Origin of the sequence: Phytohabitans rumicis, from assembly GCF_011764445.1 — a bacterium.
Taxonomy (GTDB): domain Bacteria; phylum Actinomycetota; class Actinomycetes; order Mycobacteriales; family Micromonosporaceae; genus Phytohabitans; species Phytohabitans rumicis.
This window is the reverse complement of the sequence record NZ_BLPG01000001.1, coordinates 2241193-2257995: the sequence shown is the minus strand read 5'-3', so window position 1 is coordinate 2257995 and position 16803 is coordinate 2241193. Positions and strand designations below refer to the sequence as shown.

At 72.1% G+C, this 16803-nt stretch carries 17 protein-coding genes; 8 read left to right on the top strand and 9 right to left on the bottom strand.

The annotated features are described in order from the left end of the window. Nucleotides 1–10 precede the first annotated feature (10 nt). From Prum_RS09660 to Prum_RS09640, 6 genes are all read right to left on the bottom strand, one after another. The gene (locus Prum_RS09660; protein ID WP_246277780.1) at nucleotides 11–463 is read right to left on the bottom strand and encodes a protein-tyrosine phosphatase family protein; all 453 of its coding nucleotides are present in this window, start codon (nucleotides 461–463) and stop codon (nucleotides 11–13) included. A gap of 257 nt (nucleotides 464–720) precedes the next feature. Next, nucleotides 721–1521: a hydroxyacid dehydrogenase gene (locus Prum_RS09655; RefSeq protein ID WP_218577171.1), complete on the bottom strand. Its 801-nt coding sequence runs from the start codon at nucleotides 1519–1521 to the stop codon at nucleotides 721–723. Beyond that, the gene (locus Prum_RS49390) at nucleotides 1467–1688 is read right to left on the bottom strand and encodes a hypothetical protein (protein ID WP_218577170.1); all 222 of its coding nucleotides are present in this window, start codon (nucleotides 1686–1688) and stop codon (nucleotides 1467–1469) included. Before Prum_RS49390 ends, Prum_RS09655 begins: the two co-directional genes overlap by 55 nt. A 3-nt stretch (nucleotides 1689–1691) precedes the next feature. Continuing rightward, the gene (locus Prum_RS09650) at nucleotides 1692–3239 is read right to left on the bottom strand and encodes an ABC transporter substrate-binding protein (protein ID WP_173075731.1); all 1548 of its coding nucleotides are present in this window, start codon (nucleotides 3237–3239) and stop codon (nucleotides 1692–1694) included. Nucleotides 3240–3301: 62 nt separating this feature from the next. Further along, nucleotides 3302–4168 carry a carbohydrate ABC transporter permease gene (locus Prum_RS09645; RefSeq protein ID WP_173075729.1) on the bottom strand — a complete coding sequence of 289 codons (867 nt, stop codon included), beginning with the start codon at nucleotides 4166–4168 and terminating at the stop codon, nucleotides 3302–3304. Then, entirely contained in the window at nucleotides 4165–5151 is a 987-nt protein-coding gene (locus Prum_RS09640; protein WP_173075727.1) for an ABC transporter permease subunit, read from the bottom strand. Before Prum_RS09640 ends, Prum_RS09645 begins: the two co-directional genes overlap by 4 nt. A gap of 150 nt (nucleotides 5152–5301) precedes the next feature. Between Prum_RS09640 and Prum_RS09635 the strand changes: the two genes are divergently transcribed. The 3 genes from Prum_RS09635 (at nucleotide 5302) to Prum_RS09625 (ending at nucleotide 8403) form a co-directional block, all read left to right on the top strand. Further along, nucleotides 5302–6348 (top strand): LacI family DNA-binding transcriptional regulator, encoded by a 1047-nt coding sequence (locus Prum_RS09635; protein ID WP_218577169.1) that lies wholly within the window; start codon nucleotides 5302–5304, stop codon nucleotides 6346–6348. 283 nt (nucleotides 6349–6631) lie between these two features. Continuing rightward, nucleotides 6632–8164 carry a glycoside hydrolase family 36 protein gene (locus Prum_RS09630; protein ID WP_173075723.1) on the top strand — a complete coding sequence of 511 codons (1533 nt, stop codon included), beginning with the start codon at nucleotides 6632–6634 and terminating at the stop codon, nucleotides 8162–8164. Then, a complete protein-coding gene (locus tag Prum_RS09625) occupies nucleotides 8161–8403 on the top strand; it encodes a hypothetical protein (RefSeq protein ID WP_173075722.1) in 243 nt (80 codons plus the stop codon). The genes Prum_RS09630 and Prum_RS09625 overlap by 4 nt, the downstream gene beginning before the upstream one ends. A gap of 575 nt (nucleotides 8404–8978) precedes the next feature. Here the strand turns inward: Prum_RS09625 and Prum_RS09620 are convergent. Further along, nucleotides 8979–10355 (bottom strand): S8/S53 family peptidase, encoded by a 1377-nt coding sequence (locus Prum_RS09620; RefSeq protein WP_173075720.1) that lies wholly within the window; start codon nucleotides 10353–10355, stop codon nucleotides 8979–8981. A 123-nt stretch (nucleotides 10356–10478) separates the two neighbouring features. Here Prum_RS09620 and Prum_RS09615 point away from each other — a divergent pair, with 123 nt between their 5' ends. The 4 genes from Prum_RS09615 to Prum_RS09600 all read left to right on the top strand — a co-directional run bounded on the left by Prum_RS09615 (nucleotide 10479) and on the right by Prum_RS09600 (nucleotide 14225). Then, nucleotides 10479–12563, top strand: a complete 2085-nt coding sequence (locus Prum_RS09615) for an ATP-binding protein (RefSeq protein ID WP_173075718.1) — start codon at nucleotides 10479–10481, stop codon at nucleotides 12561–12563. Further along, the gene (locus Prum_RS09610) at nucleotides 12560–13102 is read left to right on the top strand and encodes a CHAT domain-containing protein (RefSeq protein ID WP_173075716.1); all 543 of its coding nucleotides are present in this window, start codon (nucleotides 12560–12562) and stop codon (nucleotides 13100–13102) included. Before Prum_RS09615 ends, Prum_RS09610 begins: the two co-directional genes overlap by 4 nt. Before the next feature lie 69 nt (nucleotides 13103–13171). Further along, nucleotides 13172–13795, top strand: coding sequence for an RNA polymerase sigma factor (locus Prum_RS09605; RefSeq protein WP_173075714.1), 624 nt, complete (start codon nucleotides 13172–13174; stop codon nucleotides 13793–13795). After that, on the top strand, nucleotides 13770–14225 hold the full coding sequence (locus tag Prum_RS09600) for a hypothetical protein (RefSeq protein WP_173075713.1): 456 nt from the start codon (nucleotides 13770–13772) through the stop codon (nucleotides 14223–14225). Before Prum_RS09605 ends, Prum_RS09600 begins: the two co-directional genes overlap by 26 nt. Here Prum_RS09600 and Prum_RS09595 read toward each other — a convergent pair. Then, nucleotides 14202–15368, bottom strand: a complete 1167-nt coding sequence (locus tag Prum_RS09595) for a sensor histidine kinase (protein WP_173083594.1) — start codon at nucleotides 15366–15368, stop codon at nucleotides 14202–14204. The two genes, Prum_RS09600 and Prum_RS09595, sit on opposite strands and share 24 nt — an antisense overlap. 11 nt (nucleotides 15369–15379) lie before the next feature. Further along, a complete protein-coding gene (locus Prum_RS09590) occupies nucleotides 15380–16036 on the bottom strand; it encodes a response regulator transcription factor (RefSeq protein WP_173075711.1) in 657 nt (218 codons plus the stop codon). 88 nt (nucleotides 16037–16124) lie between these two features. Between Prum_RS09590 and Prum_RS09585 the strand changes: the two genes are divergently transcribed. Further along, complete coding sequence (locus Prum_RS09585) at nucleotides 16125–16691, top strand: hypothetical protein (RefSeq protein WP_173075709.1); 567 nt, start codon at nucleotides 16125–16127, stop codon at nucleotides 16689–16691. Nucleotides 16692–16803 lie beyond the last annotated feature (112 nt).

The following is a 16803-nucleotide window of genomic DNA, read 5'->3' as shown; positions in this document are numbered from 1 at the left end:
GGCCCCCTATTCACGCGTAACGGGTGACGTAGCGGCGCTGCCAGGGGGTCTCGACGGCGTGGCGGTCGTAGAGCTGCCGGACGTACGCGACTGCCTCGTCGGGCGGGACGCCGTCGATGACCGCGAGACACGCTAGGGCCGTACCGGTCCGGCCCCGGCCACCGCCGCACGCGATCTCCACACGCTCGTCCGTGGCCCGCTCCCACGCCTCACGCAGGATCTCGCGGGCCCACACCCGGTCGCTGGGCAGCCAGAAGTCGGGCCACCGCAGCCACCGGCTGGTCCAGTCCACGGCCGGGGGTGGCTTGCCGAGCAGGTAGACGCCGAAGGTGGGCGCCGGTCCCGGCGGGAGCGGCCGGCGCAGCCCGCGCCCGCGTACCCGCCGGCCGGATGGCAGCCTGAGTACGCCGGTGGTGTCCTGGTCCCACGGTTGGGCCCGGCGGCCCGCCACGTCTCGATCCACACGGACACTCTGCCCCGCCACCCGACCCGGCGCCCACGGGTACCCGTCGGCCGCGCCCACGCGCGACGCGCGCCCGCGGCGCGGTCGCGCCGCGCCGATCAAGGACTTCTGCGTCGATCAAGGGCAAACGGTCGTGGAATAGAGATCGAACCACGGCCATATGCCCTTGATCGACGAGGAAAGCCTTGATCGGCGCGCCGCGACCGCGGCGCGACCGCAGCGCGCGAGGCGAGGCGGGGGAGAGGCGAGGCGGAGGGTTACGCGATGTAGGACAGCTCGCTGGCGGTTACCGGGTGGGCGAAGGGCTTGCCGGACACGAACCTGGCGATTTCGTCCACCGTGCACGTGGCGAGGCGGTGGAGCTCGTTGCCCAGAGCGCCGGCCAGGTGGGGAGTCAGGACCACGTTGGGCAGGCGGTAGAGGATCGAGTCCGGCGGCGGCACCTCGGGGTCCGTGACGTCGATGACCGCGTCGATGCGGCCGGTCGACAGTTCGGCCTCCAGCGCCGCCTGGTCCACCAGCGCGCCGCGGGCCGTGTTGATCAGGGTGGCGCCGTCGCGCAGGCTGGCGAGCCCGGCCCGGTCGATCATGTGTCGGGTGCTCGGCAGCGAGGGCGCGTGCAGGGTGACGATGTCGTTACCGCGCAGCAGGTCAGGCAGGCCGACCAGGCGTACGCCCAGCTGCCGCGCGTCGGCCGCGTCGACGTACGGGTCGTAGAGGCTGACGTCGAAGTCGAACGGGCGCAGCAGCTCGATGACCCGGCGACCGATGCGCGACGCGCCCACCACGCCGACCGTGCGCCGGTACGAGCCGATCTGCGGGTGCTCGACCAGCAGGTCGACGCGGGCGCGCCGGGCCCGGTACTCGCGTTCGACCGCCCGGGCCCCCTTCGCGGCCAGGATGATCGACGCGAGCGTGTACTCGGCGACCGGCAGCGCGTTGGCCGCCGCGGCCGTCGAGACGACCAGGCCGCGTTCCCAGCACTCGGCCGTGACGTGCGACTTCACCGACCCGCCGGTGTGCACGATCGCGGCCAGCTTGGGCGCCGCGTCGAGCACCGCCGCGGTGATGGGCGGGCACCCCAACCGGTGATGAGCAGCTCCACCTCGGGCAGGGACGAGGTGAAGTCCACCAGACGTACCAGGCCATGCAGCCGGTCCCACAGGTCGGCGTCGAACAGCCGCGGCGGCAGTTCCGGCTGCATGGCGAGCGCTGCGCTGATCAACGGTTAGCCCTTGAGGTACTCATTCGCCTGCTTCTCCATTTCGGTCTGGAGCTTGGCGAGGCCCGCCTTCTCCACGGCCTTCTTGAGGCTGTCCAAGCCCTTGTCGACGTCGACGGCGCCGATGAACAGCGGGTTCCCGTACTGCGTCATCGCCGCGGTGACCTGGGCGTTCTCCCGCTTGACCGGCTCCGGGTCGGGCACGAAGCTGGCGAACGGGTCGACGGTGAAGTTGTCGTAGTTCTGCGCCCAGGTGAAGATCTCGTCCTCGGTCTGGCTGATCGTGCTCAGCTTCCGTTCCAGCTTGGCCCGCCAGCTCAGCGCGTACCCGGGGAAGGTGCTGTACGAGGTGATCGCCTCGTACTTGTCGTCGCCGGCCGGCTTCCAGTCGGTGCCCTCGATGCCGTACTGGATGAGGTCGTGGTTGGCCTTGATGGACACCCAGTCTTCGAGCTGCATGGCCTGCTCGTTGCTCTGGCCCTTGACGTTGAGCACGACGAAGTTGTCGGCCTGGAACGTCTGGTTGGGCTTGGCGGTCAGGCCGCCGCGCAGCGGCATGATGTTGGCGAGCGTGGCCCCGGGTACGGCCTTGGCCAGCGGCGCCGCGGACTGCGAGGAGAGCCCGTCGGTCATCGCCCACCGGGTGGCGTACCGGCCGGCCTCGAACTGCGACCGGAGCGTGTTGGAGTCGACGTTGAGCGCGTCGTGGTTGATGAGCCCGTCCTGGTAGTAGCGGCGCACCGCGCGCAGGGCGTCCAGGATGCCGGGCGCCTCCCAGAACGGCACCGGCCGCGCCGAGCCGGTCGCCTTCGCGTCCGCGGCCATGAAGAACGGGATCGAGTTGCCGGTGAACGCCTGGCCGCTCTGGTTCGGGTTCTCCCAGCTGTACTCGTTGAGCCAGCCGATCGGGGTGTTCGCGATCAGCAGGTCGGGCATGTTGGAGCTGACCGCCAGCGGGGTGACGCCCTTCTCCTTCTGCTTCACGGCGTACAGGAAGCGCTCCAGCGTCTGGAAGTCGGTGATCGCGCTGAAGCCGAGCTTCTCGGCGAGGTCCTGCCGCATGCAGAAGTGGTGCAGCCGGGCCGCGGAGTTGACCTGCGGGATGCCGTACAGCTTGCCGGACCATTTGTTCAGCTCGATGAGCTTGGGGTCCAGGTTGTCGCTGAGGTTCTTGTACTTGCCGCTGGCCAGCAGGGCGTCGACCGGTACGAGGGACTTGCTCGCCACGAGTTGGGTCATGTTGAGCCAGCGGGCCTGTAGCGCGGTGTCGAAGCTTTCCCCGGCGGTGAACTTCAGCAGCGCCTGGTTGCCGTAGTTGGCCCACGCGATGAACTGCGGGTCGATGGTGAAGCCCAGGTCGGCCTTCAGCCGCTTGTTGACCTCGGCGAGGACGGTGTCCCAGCTCTCCTTCGGCGCGTCGCCGGGCAGGAGCAGCTTGAGCGTACGGCCGCCGGAGCCGTCGGACGAGTCGTCGCCGCAGCCGGCGGCGCCGAGGAGGGCGGCGATGGACAGGCCGCCACCGGCGGCGAGGAGTCTGCGTCGGGAAATGGACACGGTCGTCTCCTATGAATCGGGGGTGAAGGAGGTTCAGCCTTTGAATCGGGGTTGAAGGAGGTTCAGCCCTTGGTGGCGCCCAAGGTGATGCCCTTGACGAAGTAGCGCTGGGCGAAGGGGTACGCGAGCAGGATCGGGCCGATGGTGACGGCCGTCAGGGCCAGCCGGAGCTGGTAGACCGGTGCCGACTCTCCGGTGTTGGGGAGTGTCTGGGCGAACGTGACGTTCGAGATCAGGTTCTGCAGCACCAGGGGGAGGGGGTACCTGTGGACGTCGGAGATGAACAGGAGGGCGGTGAACCACTCGTTCCAGTAGTGGACGGCGTAGAAGAGGCCGATGACGGCGAGGATGGGCTTGGACAGCGGCAGCGCGATCCGGAAGAAGATCCGCATCTCGCCGGCGCCGTCGATCCGGGCCGATTCGAGGATCGCCTCCGGGAGCTGCCGGAACGCGCTGACCTGGATGAAGACCAGGAACGGCGCGACCAGCAGCGGCAGGATGACGGCGAAGTAGCTGTTCTGCAGGTGCAGGTATTGGGTGACGAGCAGGTACAGCGGCACCAGGCCGCCGCTGAAGAGCATCGGGATGTAGGCGAGGACCGCGAGCGGCCGGCTGATCAGCGGCAGCCGGCGGGCGATCACCCAGGCGATCCCCGAGGTGAACGCCAGCGACAGCGCCGTGCCGACCAGGGTGATGAAGACGCTGGCGAAGTACGCGTCCAGCACCGCCGGCCCGGTAAAGATCATCTTGTACGCGGCGGTGGAGAACGGCTGCGGCAGGAAGCTGTACCCGGTGCTGGCCAGCTTGGACTCGTCGGTGAACGAGCCAGAAATGATCATCCAGAACGGGATGACGCACAGCACCATGAAGAAGCTGACTCCGATGATGCTGACGACGGTGAACGGCTCCAGCCGGCGTCGGGTCTTCACAGGATGCTGCTCTCCTTCGCGTACCGGCGCTGGATGAGCACCGCGGTCACCACGAGCACGAAGCCCACGACGGACTGGAAGAGGCCCACGGCGGCGGTGGTCCCGAAGTCGCCGAGCTCGCGCAGCGCGCGGAAGACGTACGTGTCGATGACGTCCGTGGTGGGGAAGAGCGTGCCGTTGTCGCCGACGATCGCGTAGATCGTGCCGAAATCCCCGTAGAAGATCCGGCCGACGCCGAGGACCAGCAGCACCGCGGCGGTCGGGCGCAGCAGGGGTACGGTGATCCGCCACGCCATCTGGGCCCGGCTCGCACCGTCGATCATGCCGGCCTCGTACACCTCGTCCGGGATGGCGGTGATGGCGGCCAGGAAGATGACGCTCATGTAGCCGCCCATCTGCCAGACCTTGACGATGGTGAGGATCCACGGCCACGGGCCGGGTTCGGTGTACCAGCTGACCGTGGGCAGCCCGAGCCCGCCGAGCGCGTCGTTCACCGCGCCGCCGGAGCCGCCCACGCCGGCGAGCAGCACCTGCAGGATGATGCTGATGACGATGGGCGAGACGAAGTACGGGAAGAAGATGGTGGACTGCGCCACCCGCTTGAAGAAGCGGCCCCGGATCTCGTTCAGCATCAGGGCGAGGGTGATGCCGGCGGCCAGCGTGGCGGCGAGGAACAGGGTGTTGAGCAGCAGGGTGTTGAGCAGGATCCGGGACGCCTCGCCGGAGCTGAAGAAGTAGCGGAAGTTGTCCAGGCCGTTCCACGGGCTGCCGAACACACCGTCGGCGATGTTGAACTCCTTGAACGCCACCACGAGGCCGGCCATGGGCAGGTACGCGAAGACGACGAAGAACGCGACCGCGGGCAGCGCGAGCAGGCCGGTCCAGAGTGCGGTACGGATCCTGGATCCACGATCCCGCTTGGCGGGCGGGGCCAGGGGCGGCGTCGCCGTCCGGCCGCGTTCCCTCGTTTGTAGCGTGCTCATCGCCAGAGTCCCGTCGTAGAAAACGTTCTCTTTGTGTCGAGCAAGTTAACCCCGGGGTCCGAGCATGTCAAGAGTCGCTGCTGGTCGGCGGCTTGGGTTCGTTCTATGCTGTTGCCCTCCACCGTAGAGAACGATTTCGGAGGCGCCGTGGTGAGCGAGAACAGCCGGGCGACCGTCAAGGACGTCGCCGCCCGTGCGGGGGTGTCCCCGGCGACGGTGTCCCGCGTGCTGGCGGGGGAATACCCGGTGACGGCCGCGACCCGGGCCCGGGTGCAGCGGGCCGTGCGCGAGCTGGACTACGTGGCGAACGCCCAGGCCCGCGCGCTCAAGGGCGCCGGCACCCGGATGGTCGCGTTCGTGATGGACGACGTCACCGGCCCGTCGTTCGCGTACGTGGCCAAGGGCGTGGAGCAGCAGGCGACGGCGATGGGCCGGCTCTGCCTGATCTGCGCGACCCATGGCGACCCGGCCCGCGAGCTGGAGGTGGTCGAGGCCATGCGGGAGCAGCGGGCCGACGCGGTGATCCTGGTCGGCGGCGGCTTCCTCGACGAGGAGTACCGCGCGCGGATGATCCATTTCGCGTACGCCCTGGACAAGGCCGGCTCGCGGTTGGTGCTGTGCGGCCGGCCGGCGCTCGGCGACGACGTGCCGACCACGGTGGTGGAGTACGACAACGAGGGCGGCGCGTACGCGATGACCAGCCACCTGCTCTCGCAGGGGCACCGGCGGATCGTGTACCTCGGCAACGTCCGGCTCAACCACACGACCAGCCGGGACCGGATCGCCGGCTACACCCGCGCCCACCGGGCGTACGGCCGGCCCGTCGACCCGGCCCTGATCGTGCCCGGCGAGTACACCGAGGCGGCCGGGTACGCGGGCACCCGGCGGCTGCTCGCGGACGGCGTCGACTGCACCGCCATCTTCGCGGCCACCGACATGGTCGCCGCCGGCGTGCTGCGCGCCCTGCGCGAGGCCGCCATCCGGGTGCCCGAGGAGATGTCCGTGGTCGGGTACGACGACATCCCGATGTCGATCCACCTGCGCCCGGCGCTGACCACCGTCCGGGTGCCCACGGAAGAACTGGGCCGCACCGCCGTACGCCTGGCTCTGCACCAGGCCGAGCCGCAGCACGTCATGCTCGGCACGCACATCGTCGTACGCGATTCGGTGTCGCCCGTCGTGGTCCGGGAGGCGTGATGGCCGGCATCAGTTGGGGGCACGAGCGGCTGCGCCTGGCGCTGTCGACCGACCCGGACGGGCCGGTGCGGCTGGCGTTGCCGCCGGGCGGCGAGCCCGGGCAGGCGCTGGTCGAGATCCTCGCCGGCGGCCACGGCCGGGGCGGGCGAGCCTGTGTACGGTCGAGACCGCGGTCGGGGCACGGCTGCGCTACGCCGGGCACGAGGCGGACGGGGACGGCCCATGGCACCGGCTCCGGGTCAGCCAGGTCGACGCCGCGACCGGCCTGCGGGTCGACTCCGTCTTGCGGTCCGCGCCGGGCGTCGCCGCCGTGCGGATCACCACCGAGATCGTGAACGAGGGTTCGGCGCCGGTCGAGCTGCGGGCGGTGACCTCCCTGGCCACCTCCATCGGCGTACCGGCCGACCGGCTGGACCTCTACGCGGGACAGTCGCAGTGGCTCGGCGAGAACCGCTGGACCGGGCGCCCGCTGCGGGATGCCGGCCTGGTCGACCTCGGCCTGGCGTTCCACGGTCAGGACCAGCGCGGGCGGCTCGTCCGGCACGGGCACTCGTCCTGGTCCACCGGCGGCGACCTGCCGGTCGGGATGCTCGTCGACCGGGACACCGGGCGCGGCTGGGGTTGGCAGATCGAGCACAACGGCCCGTGGACCTGGGAGATCGGCGAACGGCGGGACGGCCCGTACCTGGCTCTGCTGGGTCCCTGCGACGAGCCGCACCAGTGGGGCCTGACCCTGCGGCCGGGGGAGCGGTTCGAGACCGTGCCGGTGGCGCTGGTCCTCGCCGACGGCGGCCTGGACGGGGTGGCCGCGGAGCTCACCGCGTACCGCCGGGTCCTGCGTCGCAGCCGGGGTGACGCCGCGCCGGTGGTGTTCAACGACTTCATGAACACGCTCATGGGCGACCCGACCACCGAACGGCTGCTCCCGCTGATCGCCGCGGCAGCCGAGGTCGGCGCGGACGTCTTCTGCGTCGACGCCGGCTGGTACGACGACAGCACCCACTGGTGGGACGCGGTGGGCGAATGGCGCCCGTCCACGACCCGCTTCCCGGGCGGCCTCGGCGAGGTCATCGACGCGATCCGGAACGCCGGCATGGTGCCCGGCCTGTGGCTGGAACCCGAGGTCGTCGGCGTACGCAGCCCGCTGGCCGGCCAGCTGCCCGCGGCGGCGTTCCTGACCCGCGGCGGGGCGCCGGTCGTCGAACACGGCCGGCTGCACCTCGACCTGCGCCACCCGGCCGCCCGCGCCCACCTCGACGGCGTCGTCGACCGGCTCGTCGCGGACTTCGGCATCGGGTACGTCAAGCTCGACTACAACATCACCGCCGGACCCGGCACCGACGCGGGTACGCCGTACCCCGGTCACGGGCTGCTGGAGAGCGGCCGGGCGTACCTGTCCTGGTTGGACGGTGTGCTGGCGCGCCATCCCGACCTCCTGTTGGAGAACTGCGCATCCGGTGCCATGCGCCAGGACTACGCGCTCCTGTCCCGCCTGCACCTCCAGTCCACATCGGACCAACAGGAGTTTCTGCGGTACCCGCCGATCGCGGCCGCCGCGTTCCTGTCGATCCTGCCCGAGCAGGCCGGCAACTGGGCGTACCCGCAGCCGGAGATGTCGGACGAGGAGATCCGCTTCACCCTCACCACCGGCATGCTCGGTCGGCTCTACCTGTCCGGTCACCTCGACCGGATGACGGGGAGCAGCGCGCGCTCGTCGCCGAGGCGGTACGCGCCCATCGCGACCTGCTCCCGGCGATCCACTCGGCCACCCCGTTCTGGCCCACCGGCGTACCCGGCTGGACCGACCCGTGGGTGACCGCCGGCCTGCGTACCCCCGACCGCGACCTGCTCACGGTCTGGCGCCGGCCGGGCGCGGACGACGTACTGACCGTGGAGCTGCCGGAACGCCGCGGCCAGCAGCTGGACGTGGCCTGGGTAGGACCGGGCGGCGCCGCCGGCTGGTCCGCGACGTGGCACCCCACCTCCGCCCGCCTCACCCTCCGCTCCCCCGTTCCCACCCCCACCGCCCGAACCCTGGCCGCCCAGCGGCGTTGATCAGGGAGTAGCTCGGGTGTGTTGCGGCGTGTCAAGGGAGCAGGTCCCTGATCACCGTGATCTTGCGGGCGCCTCCCTACCCGCCCCCCGTCGTCGATCAAGGGCATCCTCGCCCGCCTCCCCTCGTCGATCAAGGGCATATGGTCGTGCTTTGATCTCCGATCCACGACCGTTTGCCCTTGATCGGCGCGAAAGTCCTTGATCGGCGCGGAGGGGCGGGCGAGGGTGCTTGGGCGTGGGGTGTGGGGCGTGGGCGGGGCTGACCTTCCCGGTAGGGGGGCCCTATTGGTGGCCCCGACGTGGGTGGGGCGCCCGCAAGGCCGGGAAGTTAAGCAAACCCGGGGATCTTTGACTTCGTGTCGGTCGGCGTCGCCCTGGCGACTGTGGCGAGGAATTGCCCGCTGCGGGGCAACTATTCGCCACGGTCACGGATGGCCCGGGAAGAGAAATGGCTGAGATCGAGCCCCATCTCGTCTAGACCTCCTCGCTTCACGTCGGCCGGTCCGACGTGAAGGAGCTCCCCGGCCTTAGGCCCCACTCAGGGCGGACCCCCGCCCACCCCACCCGCTCGCCGATCAAGGACTTCGGCGCCGATCAAGGGCAAACGGCCGTGGATTAGAGATCAAAGCACGACCGTTTGCCCTTGATCGACGGGGATAGGGGACGGGGATAGGGACGGGGGCTAGGGGACGGGGATAGGGACGGGGGCTAGGGTGGATGGCGGTGGTGGTGGCGGCGCCGGATAGGAGTTGGGCGGCGGCTTGGTGAGGGGTTACCTGGCCGGGGCGGGTGCGGGCGGCGATCTCGCCGGCCGCGGTCGCGACGGAGAACGACGTGCCGCTCCAGCGGGCGTACCCCTTGAAGGGCACGTGCTCCGTCACGTCGTCCTTGACGACGATGACGTCGCCATCCAGGTATTCGCTCTCCACGCCGACGCCGGGCGCCCACAGGCCGACCCACGGTGCGTTCGGGCTGAACGACGCCGGCTCGCCGGCCGCGTTGTCGGCGCCGACGGCCAGCACCTCCGGTTGGGCGGCGGGGAACGTGGGGCTCTTCGGGGACACGATCGCGCCCTCCTTGGTCTTGACGTCGCCGTGGTTGCCGGCCGCGGCCAGGATCAGGATGCCTGGGGTGAGCAGCTCGATGGCCTTGCGCAGGACCAGCGGCGCCTGCCCGTCGGCGGTGTAGCAGCCGCACGCGAGGACCAGGATGCTGACCCCGGAGCCGACGAGACCCGCCATCTTGGTGGCCAGGTCCCACGTCGTCGCCTTGGCCTCTTCGTCGGACAGTACCTTCCGGACGATGACCTGGGCGCCGGGTGCGCGGTCCAGGATCAGGCCGGTGATGAACGCCGAGTGCCCGACCGGTGCGGGCATGTCCACCGGCCGCTCCGGGTCGTACTTGTCGTGGTGGCCGGCGAGGTAGCCGCCGGCGAGCCGGGTGTTCGGGAAGATCGCCGTGTCCAGGAGGGCGACCTCCACGCCTTCGCCGGGCAGGCGGCCGTCCACCTTGGTGGGGATGCGCTTCGCGGGCGGGTCGACCGGCACCGGCGGCATCCGCGGGTCGAGGCCACCGCTGATGTACGGCAAGCCTTCCACGTCGGAGATATCGCGGTTCTTGCCGAACTCCGGGTACCAGCCCCCGTTCTCCTTGCCGATACCCAGGCGCAGCGCGCGCAGCAGGACGTCCACGTTGGACGGTGTGCGCACGGCGGGGTCCTTGGTCACGAGGTCGTACGCGGCCACCCAGTGGTCCTTCCAGGGTGCCGCGGCGTCCGGCGGGTCTGGTCTGAGGGGGTCGTCGAGGCCCATGAGCGTCAGCAGGGCGAGCCCCAGCCGCTCGTCGCTGTCGTTGGGGCGGGACTCACCGAGCTTGATGCCCAGGTTGCCGAGCGCCTCTGTCACCACCGACCTGTACGGCAGCGCCACGACGAGTTCGTTGTACTCGGCCATGATCATCCTTCCGGCGTTGAGCGTGGAGTTCACTAACTGCCGGAAGCGCGGGGTCGGTCGGCTGATACACCTGCGGTGAAAGTCTATTGCCGTGACGCCCCGTGTCCGGCCACCCTGAGTTCCGTGGTGGCTGCGACGACGAAGGCCGCACAGGAGGCGCTCCGGCTCGCCGAGGACGATCCCGATCGCGCGCTGGCGCTCGCCGCCGCCGTCGTACGGCAGGCGCGCGCGGAGGGTGATCCGGGCGCCGCCGCCGTCGCCGAGCGGGCGTGGGGGCTGGCCGCGTTCCACCGGGAAGATCTCGACACCGCCATGCGGCACCTGCGCCGGGCGATCACGCTGGGGCGGAGTGCGGGCTCGGCGACGCTGGCCGCCGAGGCGCGGATGACGCTCGCGTTCGCGTTGAACCAGCGCGGGCGGCCGCGGCAGGCGCTGCGGGAGATCGACGTGGCGATCGAGCACCTGGGGCGGGTCGAGGGGGCGCGGGCGCGGGCCCAGCGCGGGGCGATCCTGCACCAGCTCGGCCGGCTGGACGAGGCGCTGGCCTGCTACCGGGCGGCGTTGCCGGTCCTGCGCCGGGCCAACGATCTCCTGTGGATCCAGCGCGTGGTGCTGAACCGGGGCGTCCTGCACGGCCAGCGGTACGAGTTCGCCGCCGCCGAGTCGGACCTGTCCGAGGCCGCGCGCCTGTGCGAGCGGCTCGACCTCGGCCTGTCCCTGGGGTACGTCCACGCGAACCTCGGCTACGTCCACGGGCTGCGCGGCGACGTGCCGGTGGCGCTCGACTTCTTCCACCGGGCGCAGGAGCGGATCGGGGCCCTGCACGCCCAGCTCGGCCCGCTGCTGACCGACCGCAGCGAGCTGCTGCTGTCCGTCCGGCTGCTGCCGGAGGCGCGGGAGGCCGCGGAGCAGGCGGTCGCCGAGTTCGAACGCGAGGGGCGCCGGCTCGCGCTGCCCGAGGTGCGCCTGCTGCTGGCCCGGGTGGCGTTCCTCGAAGGCGACCACCCGGCGGCCGAGCGGCAGGCCCGGCTCGCGGTGCGCGAGTTCGACCGGCAGCAGCGCCGCGAGTGGGCGGCGCTGGCCCGGCTCATCGTGGTGCGGTCGGAGCTGGCGGGCGAGCGCCGGCCGCGGGTGAGCCTGCGGCGGGTCGAGGGGGTCGTCGACGCGGTGGCGCGGTCGCACTGGCCGGTCGCGGCGATCGACGGCCGGCTGCTCGTGGCGCGGCTGGCCCTGGAGCGGGGCCGGCTGCCGGAGGCGTCCGCCCAGCTGGAGCGGGCGAGCCGGCCGCGCGCCACCGGGCCGGCGCTGCTGCGGGCGCGCGCCTGGTACGCGACCGCGCTGGCCCGGCTCACCGCCGGCAACGCCCGGGGCGCGGCTCGGGCGCTGCGCGCCGGGATGGCGGTGCTCGACGAGCACGGGGCCGCCCTCGGCGCCACCGACCTGCGCGCGTACGCCGCCGGCCACCGCGCCGAGCTGTCCGAGTTGGGCCTGCGGGTGGCGTTCCAGGACGGGCGGCCGCGCGCCATCCTGGAGTGGGCGGAGCTCGGCCGGGCCAGCCATCTGCGGCAGCGCCCGGTCCGGCCGCCGGACGACGCGGCGCTCGCCGCCGACCTGGCCCAGCTGCGGGCCACCGTGATCGAGATCGACAAGGCGCGTCCGCGCCGGCCACCCGCGGGCCTGCTGCAGCGGCAGGTGGCGCTGGAGCGCCGGATCCGCGACCACAGCCGGTTCGGCCGGGGCGAGCCCGGCCCGGCCACCGCGCGGCACCTGGCCGTCCGGGAGCTGGGCGCCGACCTGGGCGACCGCGCCCTGCTGGAGTACGTCCGGTACGACGGCGACCTGTACGCCGTCACGGTGGTGGGCGGGCGGCTCCGGCTGCACCGCCTGGGCCCGGTCGCGCGGGTGCGGGACCTGGTCGACCGGATCCCGTTCGGCCTGCGGCGGCTGGCCCGCCGAAGCGGCACCGTGGCCGGCCGGTCGGGCGCGCTCGCGCTGGTCCGCCACGCCGCGCGGGGGCTGGACGACGCGCTGCTCGCCCCGCTCACCGAGGTGGGCGACCGGGCGATCGTCATCGTGCCGACCGCGCCGCTGCACGCCGTACCCTGGTCGATTTTGCCGTCGTGCGCCGGACGCCCGCTGTCCGTGACGCCGTCCGCGGCGCTCTGGCAGGTGGCGAGCCACCGCGCGGCGCGTACCCGGGGCGGGTGATCGTCGCCGCGGGCCCGCACCTGCCCGGCGCGGACCGGGAGGCGCGCGCGGTGGCCGCGATCCACGGCGCGTCCGCGCTCACCGGCCCGGCCGCGACGGTCGAGGCGGTGACCGCGGCGATGGACGGCGCGGACCTGGCGCACCTGGCCGCGCACGGGTCCGCCTACGCCCACAACCCGCTCTTCTCGTCGCTGCGGTTCGCGGACGGCCCGCTCATGGTGTACGACCTGGAACGGCTGGCCCGGGTGCCGCACACGGTGGTGCTCGCGGCCTGCGACAGCGGGCGTTCGGTGGTGTATCCCGGCGACGAGCTGCTGGGGCTGGCCGCCACGTTCCTCTCGCTGGGCGCCGCCGCGCTGGTGGCCTCGGTGCTGCCGGTGCTGGATGCGGAGACGGCGCCGTTCATGGCCGGGTTTCACGAGCGGCTGGCCGGCGGCGACCCGCCCGCGGCCGCGCTGGCGGCGGTCCAGCGCGTCGCCGGCGACGACGAGGCGATGGCGGTCGCCGCGGGCTTCGTCTGCCTGGGCCATTCCGGATAGGCGCGGGCTGTATCAGCGGGCCGGTCCGCGTGCTCCGTGCGGGTAGGAGCCAGCGGAAGGAGACCGTCCATGCGCGACGACTCCGCGGTCGTCCTCCTCGTCACCCGGGCCCGCGACGGCGACCGGGCCGCCTGGGACGAGGTGGTCGAACGGTACGCGCCCCTGGTGTTCGCCGTCTGCCGGCGGTACCGGCTGTCGATGGCGGACGCCGAGGACGTCAACCAGAGTGTGTGGCTGCGGCTGGTCGAGCACCTGTCCGCGCTGCGCGAGCCGGCGGCCCTGCCCGGCTGGATCGCCACGACCACCCAGCGCGAGTGCCTGCGGCTGCTGCGGTCCACGCGGCGCAGCGAGCCGGTCGACCCGCTGGTCGAAGGCCACGACGTGGCCGACGTCGCGGCGGTCGCGGTCGAGGAGGAGGTGCTCGCCCACGAGCGCAACGCCGCCGCGCGTGCCGCCTTCGGCGAGCTGCCGCCGCGCTGCCAGCTCCTGCTCTCGCTGCTCATGCGAGACCCGCCGGTGCCGTACGAGGAGATCGGCCGGCGGTTGCACATGCGGGTGGGCAGCATCGGACCGAGCCGGGCCCGCTGCCTGGACCGGATGCGCCGCTGCCCGGCCATCGTCGCCTTGCTCGACAGCCGGGTCGAGCGGGCCGGAGGAGGTGATCACCGTGGCGAGCCGACCGTGGAGCGATGAGGACCTTCTCGAGGTGTTGAAGGACGCCTTGGCCGCGGCGCGGGCCGTGCCGCGTGGGTTCGTCGAGGCGGGCAAGGCGGCGTACGCGTGGCGCACGATCGACGCCGAGCTCGCCCACCTCCTGTACGACTCGGCCAACCACGGGACCGCGCCGCTGCTGCGCGCCGAGGACGCGACGCTGCGCGCGCTGCGGTACGCCTCGGCGGGCCTGACGATCGAGCTGGAGCTGACGCCGGACGCCCTGCTCGGGCAGATCCTGCCGGCCCAGCCGGGGTCCGTCGGCGTCTTCGTGGCGGCCGAGGAGGTGGCCGCGGCGCACATCGACGAGTTGGGGTTCTTCGCCGTCCGGCCGGTGCCGCCGGGGCCGTTTCGGCTGCTGGTCCGCGCGGCCAGCGGCGCGTCCGGGCTAACCGGCTGGGTCACTCCCTAGCGCCGGGGGCGGTGGCGCTCCCGGCAGGGTCACGGTGACGACCAGGCCGCCACCTCCCCGGGGTACGGCGTCCACGTCGCCGCCGTGCGCGCGGGCCACCGCCCGGACGATCGACAGCCCGAGCCCCGCGCCGCCGCCGTTGGTGACCCGGTCCTCGCCCAGCCGGTGGAACGGCTCGAAGAGGCGCGGGATCTCGTACCGGGGGACGACCGGGCCGGTGTTGCTGACGACGAGCACCACCGAGCCGTCCGGGTGGGTGTCGCTCGTGACGCCCACCCAGCCGTCGTCCGGCACGTTGTAGCGGACCCCGTTCTCCACCAGGTTCTGCACCAGCCGTTCCAGCAGGACGGGGTTGCCCGCGGTGGGTGCCTCGCCGGGCTCGGTGAGGACCGTGACGCCGTTCTGCGGCACCTGGCCGGCCACGTGCTCGACGATGTCGGCGATGTCCACATAGGAGTGTTCGGTGAGCTCGCGCTCGGAGCGGGCCAGCAGGAGCAGCCCGTCGATCAGCCGTTCGTGGCGCGCGTTGATGCCGAGGAGGGTGTCGCCGAGCTGGCGTACCTCGACCGAGGCGGTTGGGCGTTGCACCGCGACCTCCAGCAGCGCCCGGTTGAGCGTGAGCGGCGTACGCAGCTCGTGCGAGGCGTTGGCGATGAACCGTCGCTGGCCGTCGAACGAGTGGTCGAGGCGTTCCAGCATCACGTCGAACGTGTCGGCCAGCTCCTTGATCTCGTCATGCGGGCCGTTCAGCGCGATCCGCTCGTGCAGCCCGCGGTCGGCGGCCGGGGCGTAGGCGATGCGCTGGGCGGTCTCGGTGACCCGTTGCAGCGGCTGCAGCACCCGCCCGGCGATCAGCCAGCCCAGCGCGATGGCGGCCGCGCCCACCACGGCGAGGGCGATGCCGCCCTGGGTGAAGAGCGCGTTGAGCGCCTCGCCGCGTACCTCCCCGACGATGGTCTGGTTGGCGGCCGCGCCGACGGGGGGTTCGAGGTCCGCCCGGGCGGAGCCGGAGACGGTGAACTCGCCGTGCGGCAGGCGCTGGGACACCAGCACGTATGTCACGCCGAGCAGGACCACGCCGGCGAGCAGGAACAGACCGCCGTAGACGATGGTCAGCCGGGCGCGCAGGGTCAGCCGGGAGATCTTCAAGCGCTTCACGGGATCCGGTACCCCACTCCTGGTTCGGTGAGCACGATGGGCGGGTTGCCGAGCTTGCGGCGCAGCTTGAGGATCGTCATCCGGACCGCGTGCGTGAACGGGTCGGCGTGCTCGTCCCACGCCTTCTCCAGCAGTTGCTCGGCGGAGACGGCGGCACCGTCGGCCCGCAGCAGCTCGGCCAGCACCGCGAACTCCTTGCGGGACAGCGGCACGTACCGGCCGTCCCGGAAGACCTCGCGGCGGTGCGGGTCGAGCCGGATCCCGGCGCGCTGCAGCACCGGCGGGGCGGCGGCCCGGGACCGCCGGCCCAGCGCGATGACCCGCGCACCCAGCTCCTTGAACGCGAACGGCTTGGGCAGGTAGTCGTCCGCGCCCAGGCTCAGCCCCTCGACCCGGTCGTCGACGTCCGCGGCGGCGGTCAGCATCAGCACGCGTACGGTCAGGTCCCGTTCGGCGATCTCCCGGCACACCTTGTCGCCGTGCACCACGGGCAGGTCGCGGTCGAGCACGACCACGTCGTAGTCGTTGACGCCGATCCGTTCCAGCGCGGCGCCGCCGTCGTACACCACGTCGACCGCGTGCGCGTTGCCGCGCAGCCACTCGCCCACGGCGTCGGCGAGCAGCGGTTCGTCCTCGACCACCAGGATCCGCATTCCCCTATGGTGACGCACCGTGACGTTTCCTCGGCGTCAACGTTTTCGCTGACGGCCGGGAAATGCCCCGCTGGCTCTACTGGCCCCCATGAAGAGACACGACATGCGGACACTCGCCCTCGGTTTGCTGCTCTGCCTCGCGGTGGCCGGCTGCGGCGGCGCGGACGGCGACGACGGGATCGCCACCGCCGGCGGCACGCCCAGCGCGTCCGCCAGCGCTGGCGGGGACAAGGGCACGGATCAGGAAAACATGCTCAAGTACGCCCAGTGCATGCGGGACAACGGGGTGCCGGACTTTCCCGACCCGAAGATGGAAGGCGGCGGCATCTCCTTCAGCCTCCCGCAGGGCGCCGACAAGGCCAAGGTCGACGCGGCGCAGGAGAAGTGCAAGAGCCACCTGCCCAACGGCGGCGAGGCGCCGAAGGCCGATCCCGAGCGCCTGGAGCAGATGCGCAAGCTCTCCGAGTGCATGCGGGCCAACGGGGTGCCGAACTTCCCGGACCCGTCGGAGGACGGCGGCATCGCCCTGGACATGAGCAAGCTCGGGCTGAGTGGGCCGGACGACCCGAAGCTGAAGGCGGCGGAGGAGAAGTGCAAGTCCTTCCAGCCCGAGGGCCCGGAGGGCGGCTCGAAGGACCAGAGGACCGACGGATGAGCGGGAGTCGCGAGGCTACGGCCTCGACCACGACGGCGGACGAGCGCCGAGCAGCGGAGCGACAGCCGGCAGGGCGGCGGCGAAGGCGTACGGGACGGGTGGTAGTTACGGC

What these genes read in the sequence shown, in the direction of transcription:
- Prum_RS09640 (WP_173075727.1), bottom strand. Translation starts at nt 5,151, where the DNA reads ATGAGCACGCTACAAACGAGGGAACGCGGCCGGACGGCGACGCCGCCC.
- Prum_RS09590 (WP_173075711.1), bottom strand. Translation starts at nt 16,036, where the DNA reads ATGCGGATCCTGGTGGTCGAGGACGAACCGCTGCTCGCCGACGCCGTG.
- Prum_RS09585 (WP_173075709.1), top strand. Translation starts at nt 16,125, where the DNA reads ATGAAGAGACACGACATGCGGACACTCGCCCTCGGTTTGCTGCTCTGC.
- Prum_RS09605 (WP_173075714.1), top strand. Translation starts at nt 13,172, where the DNA reads ATGCGCGACGACTCCGCGGTCGTCCTCCTCGTCACCCGGGCCCGCGAC.
- Prum_RS09620 (WP_173075720.1), bottom strand. Translation starts at nt 10,355, where the DNA reads ATGGCCGAGTACAACGAACTCGTCGTGGCGCTGCCGTACAGGTCGGTG.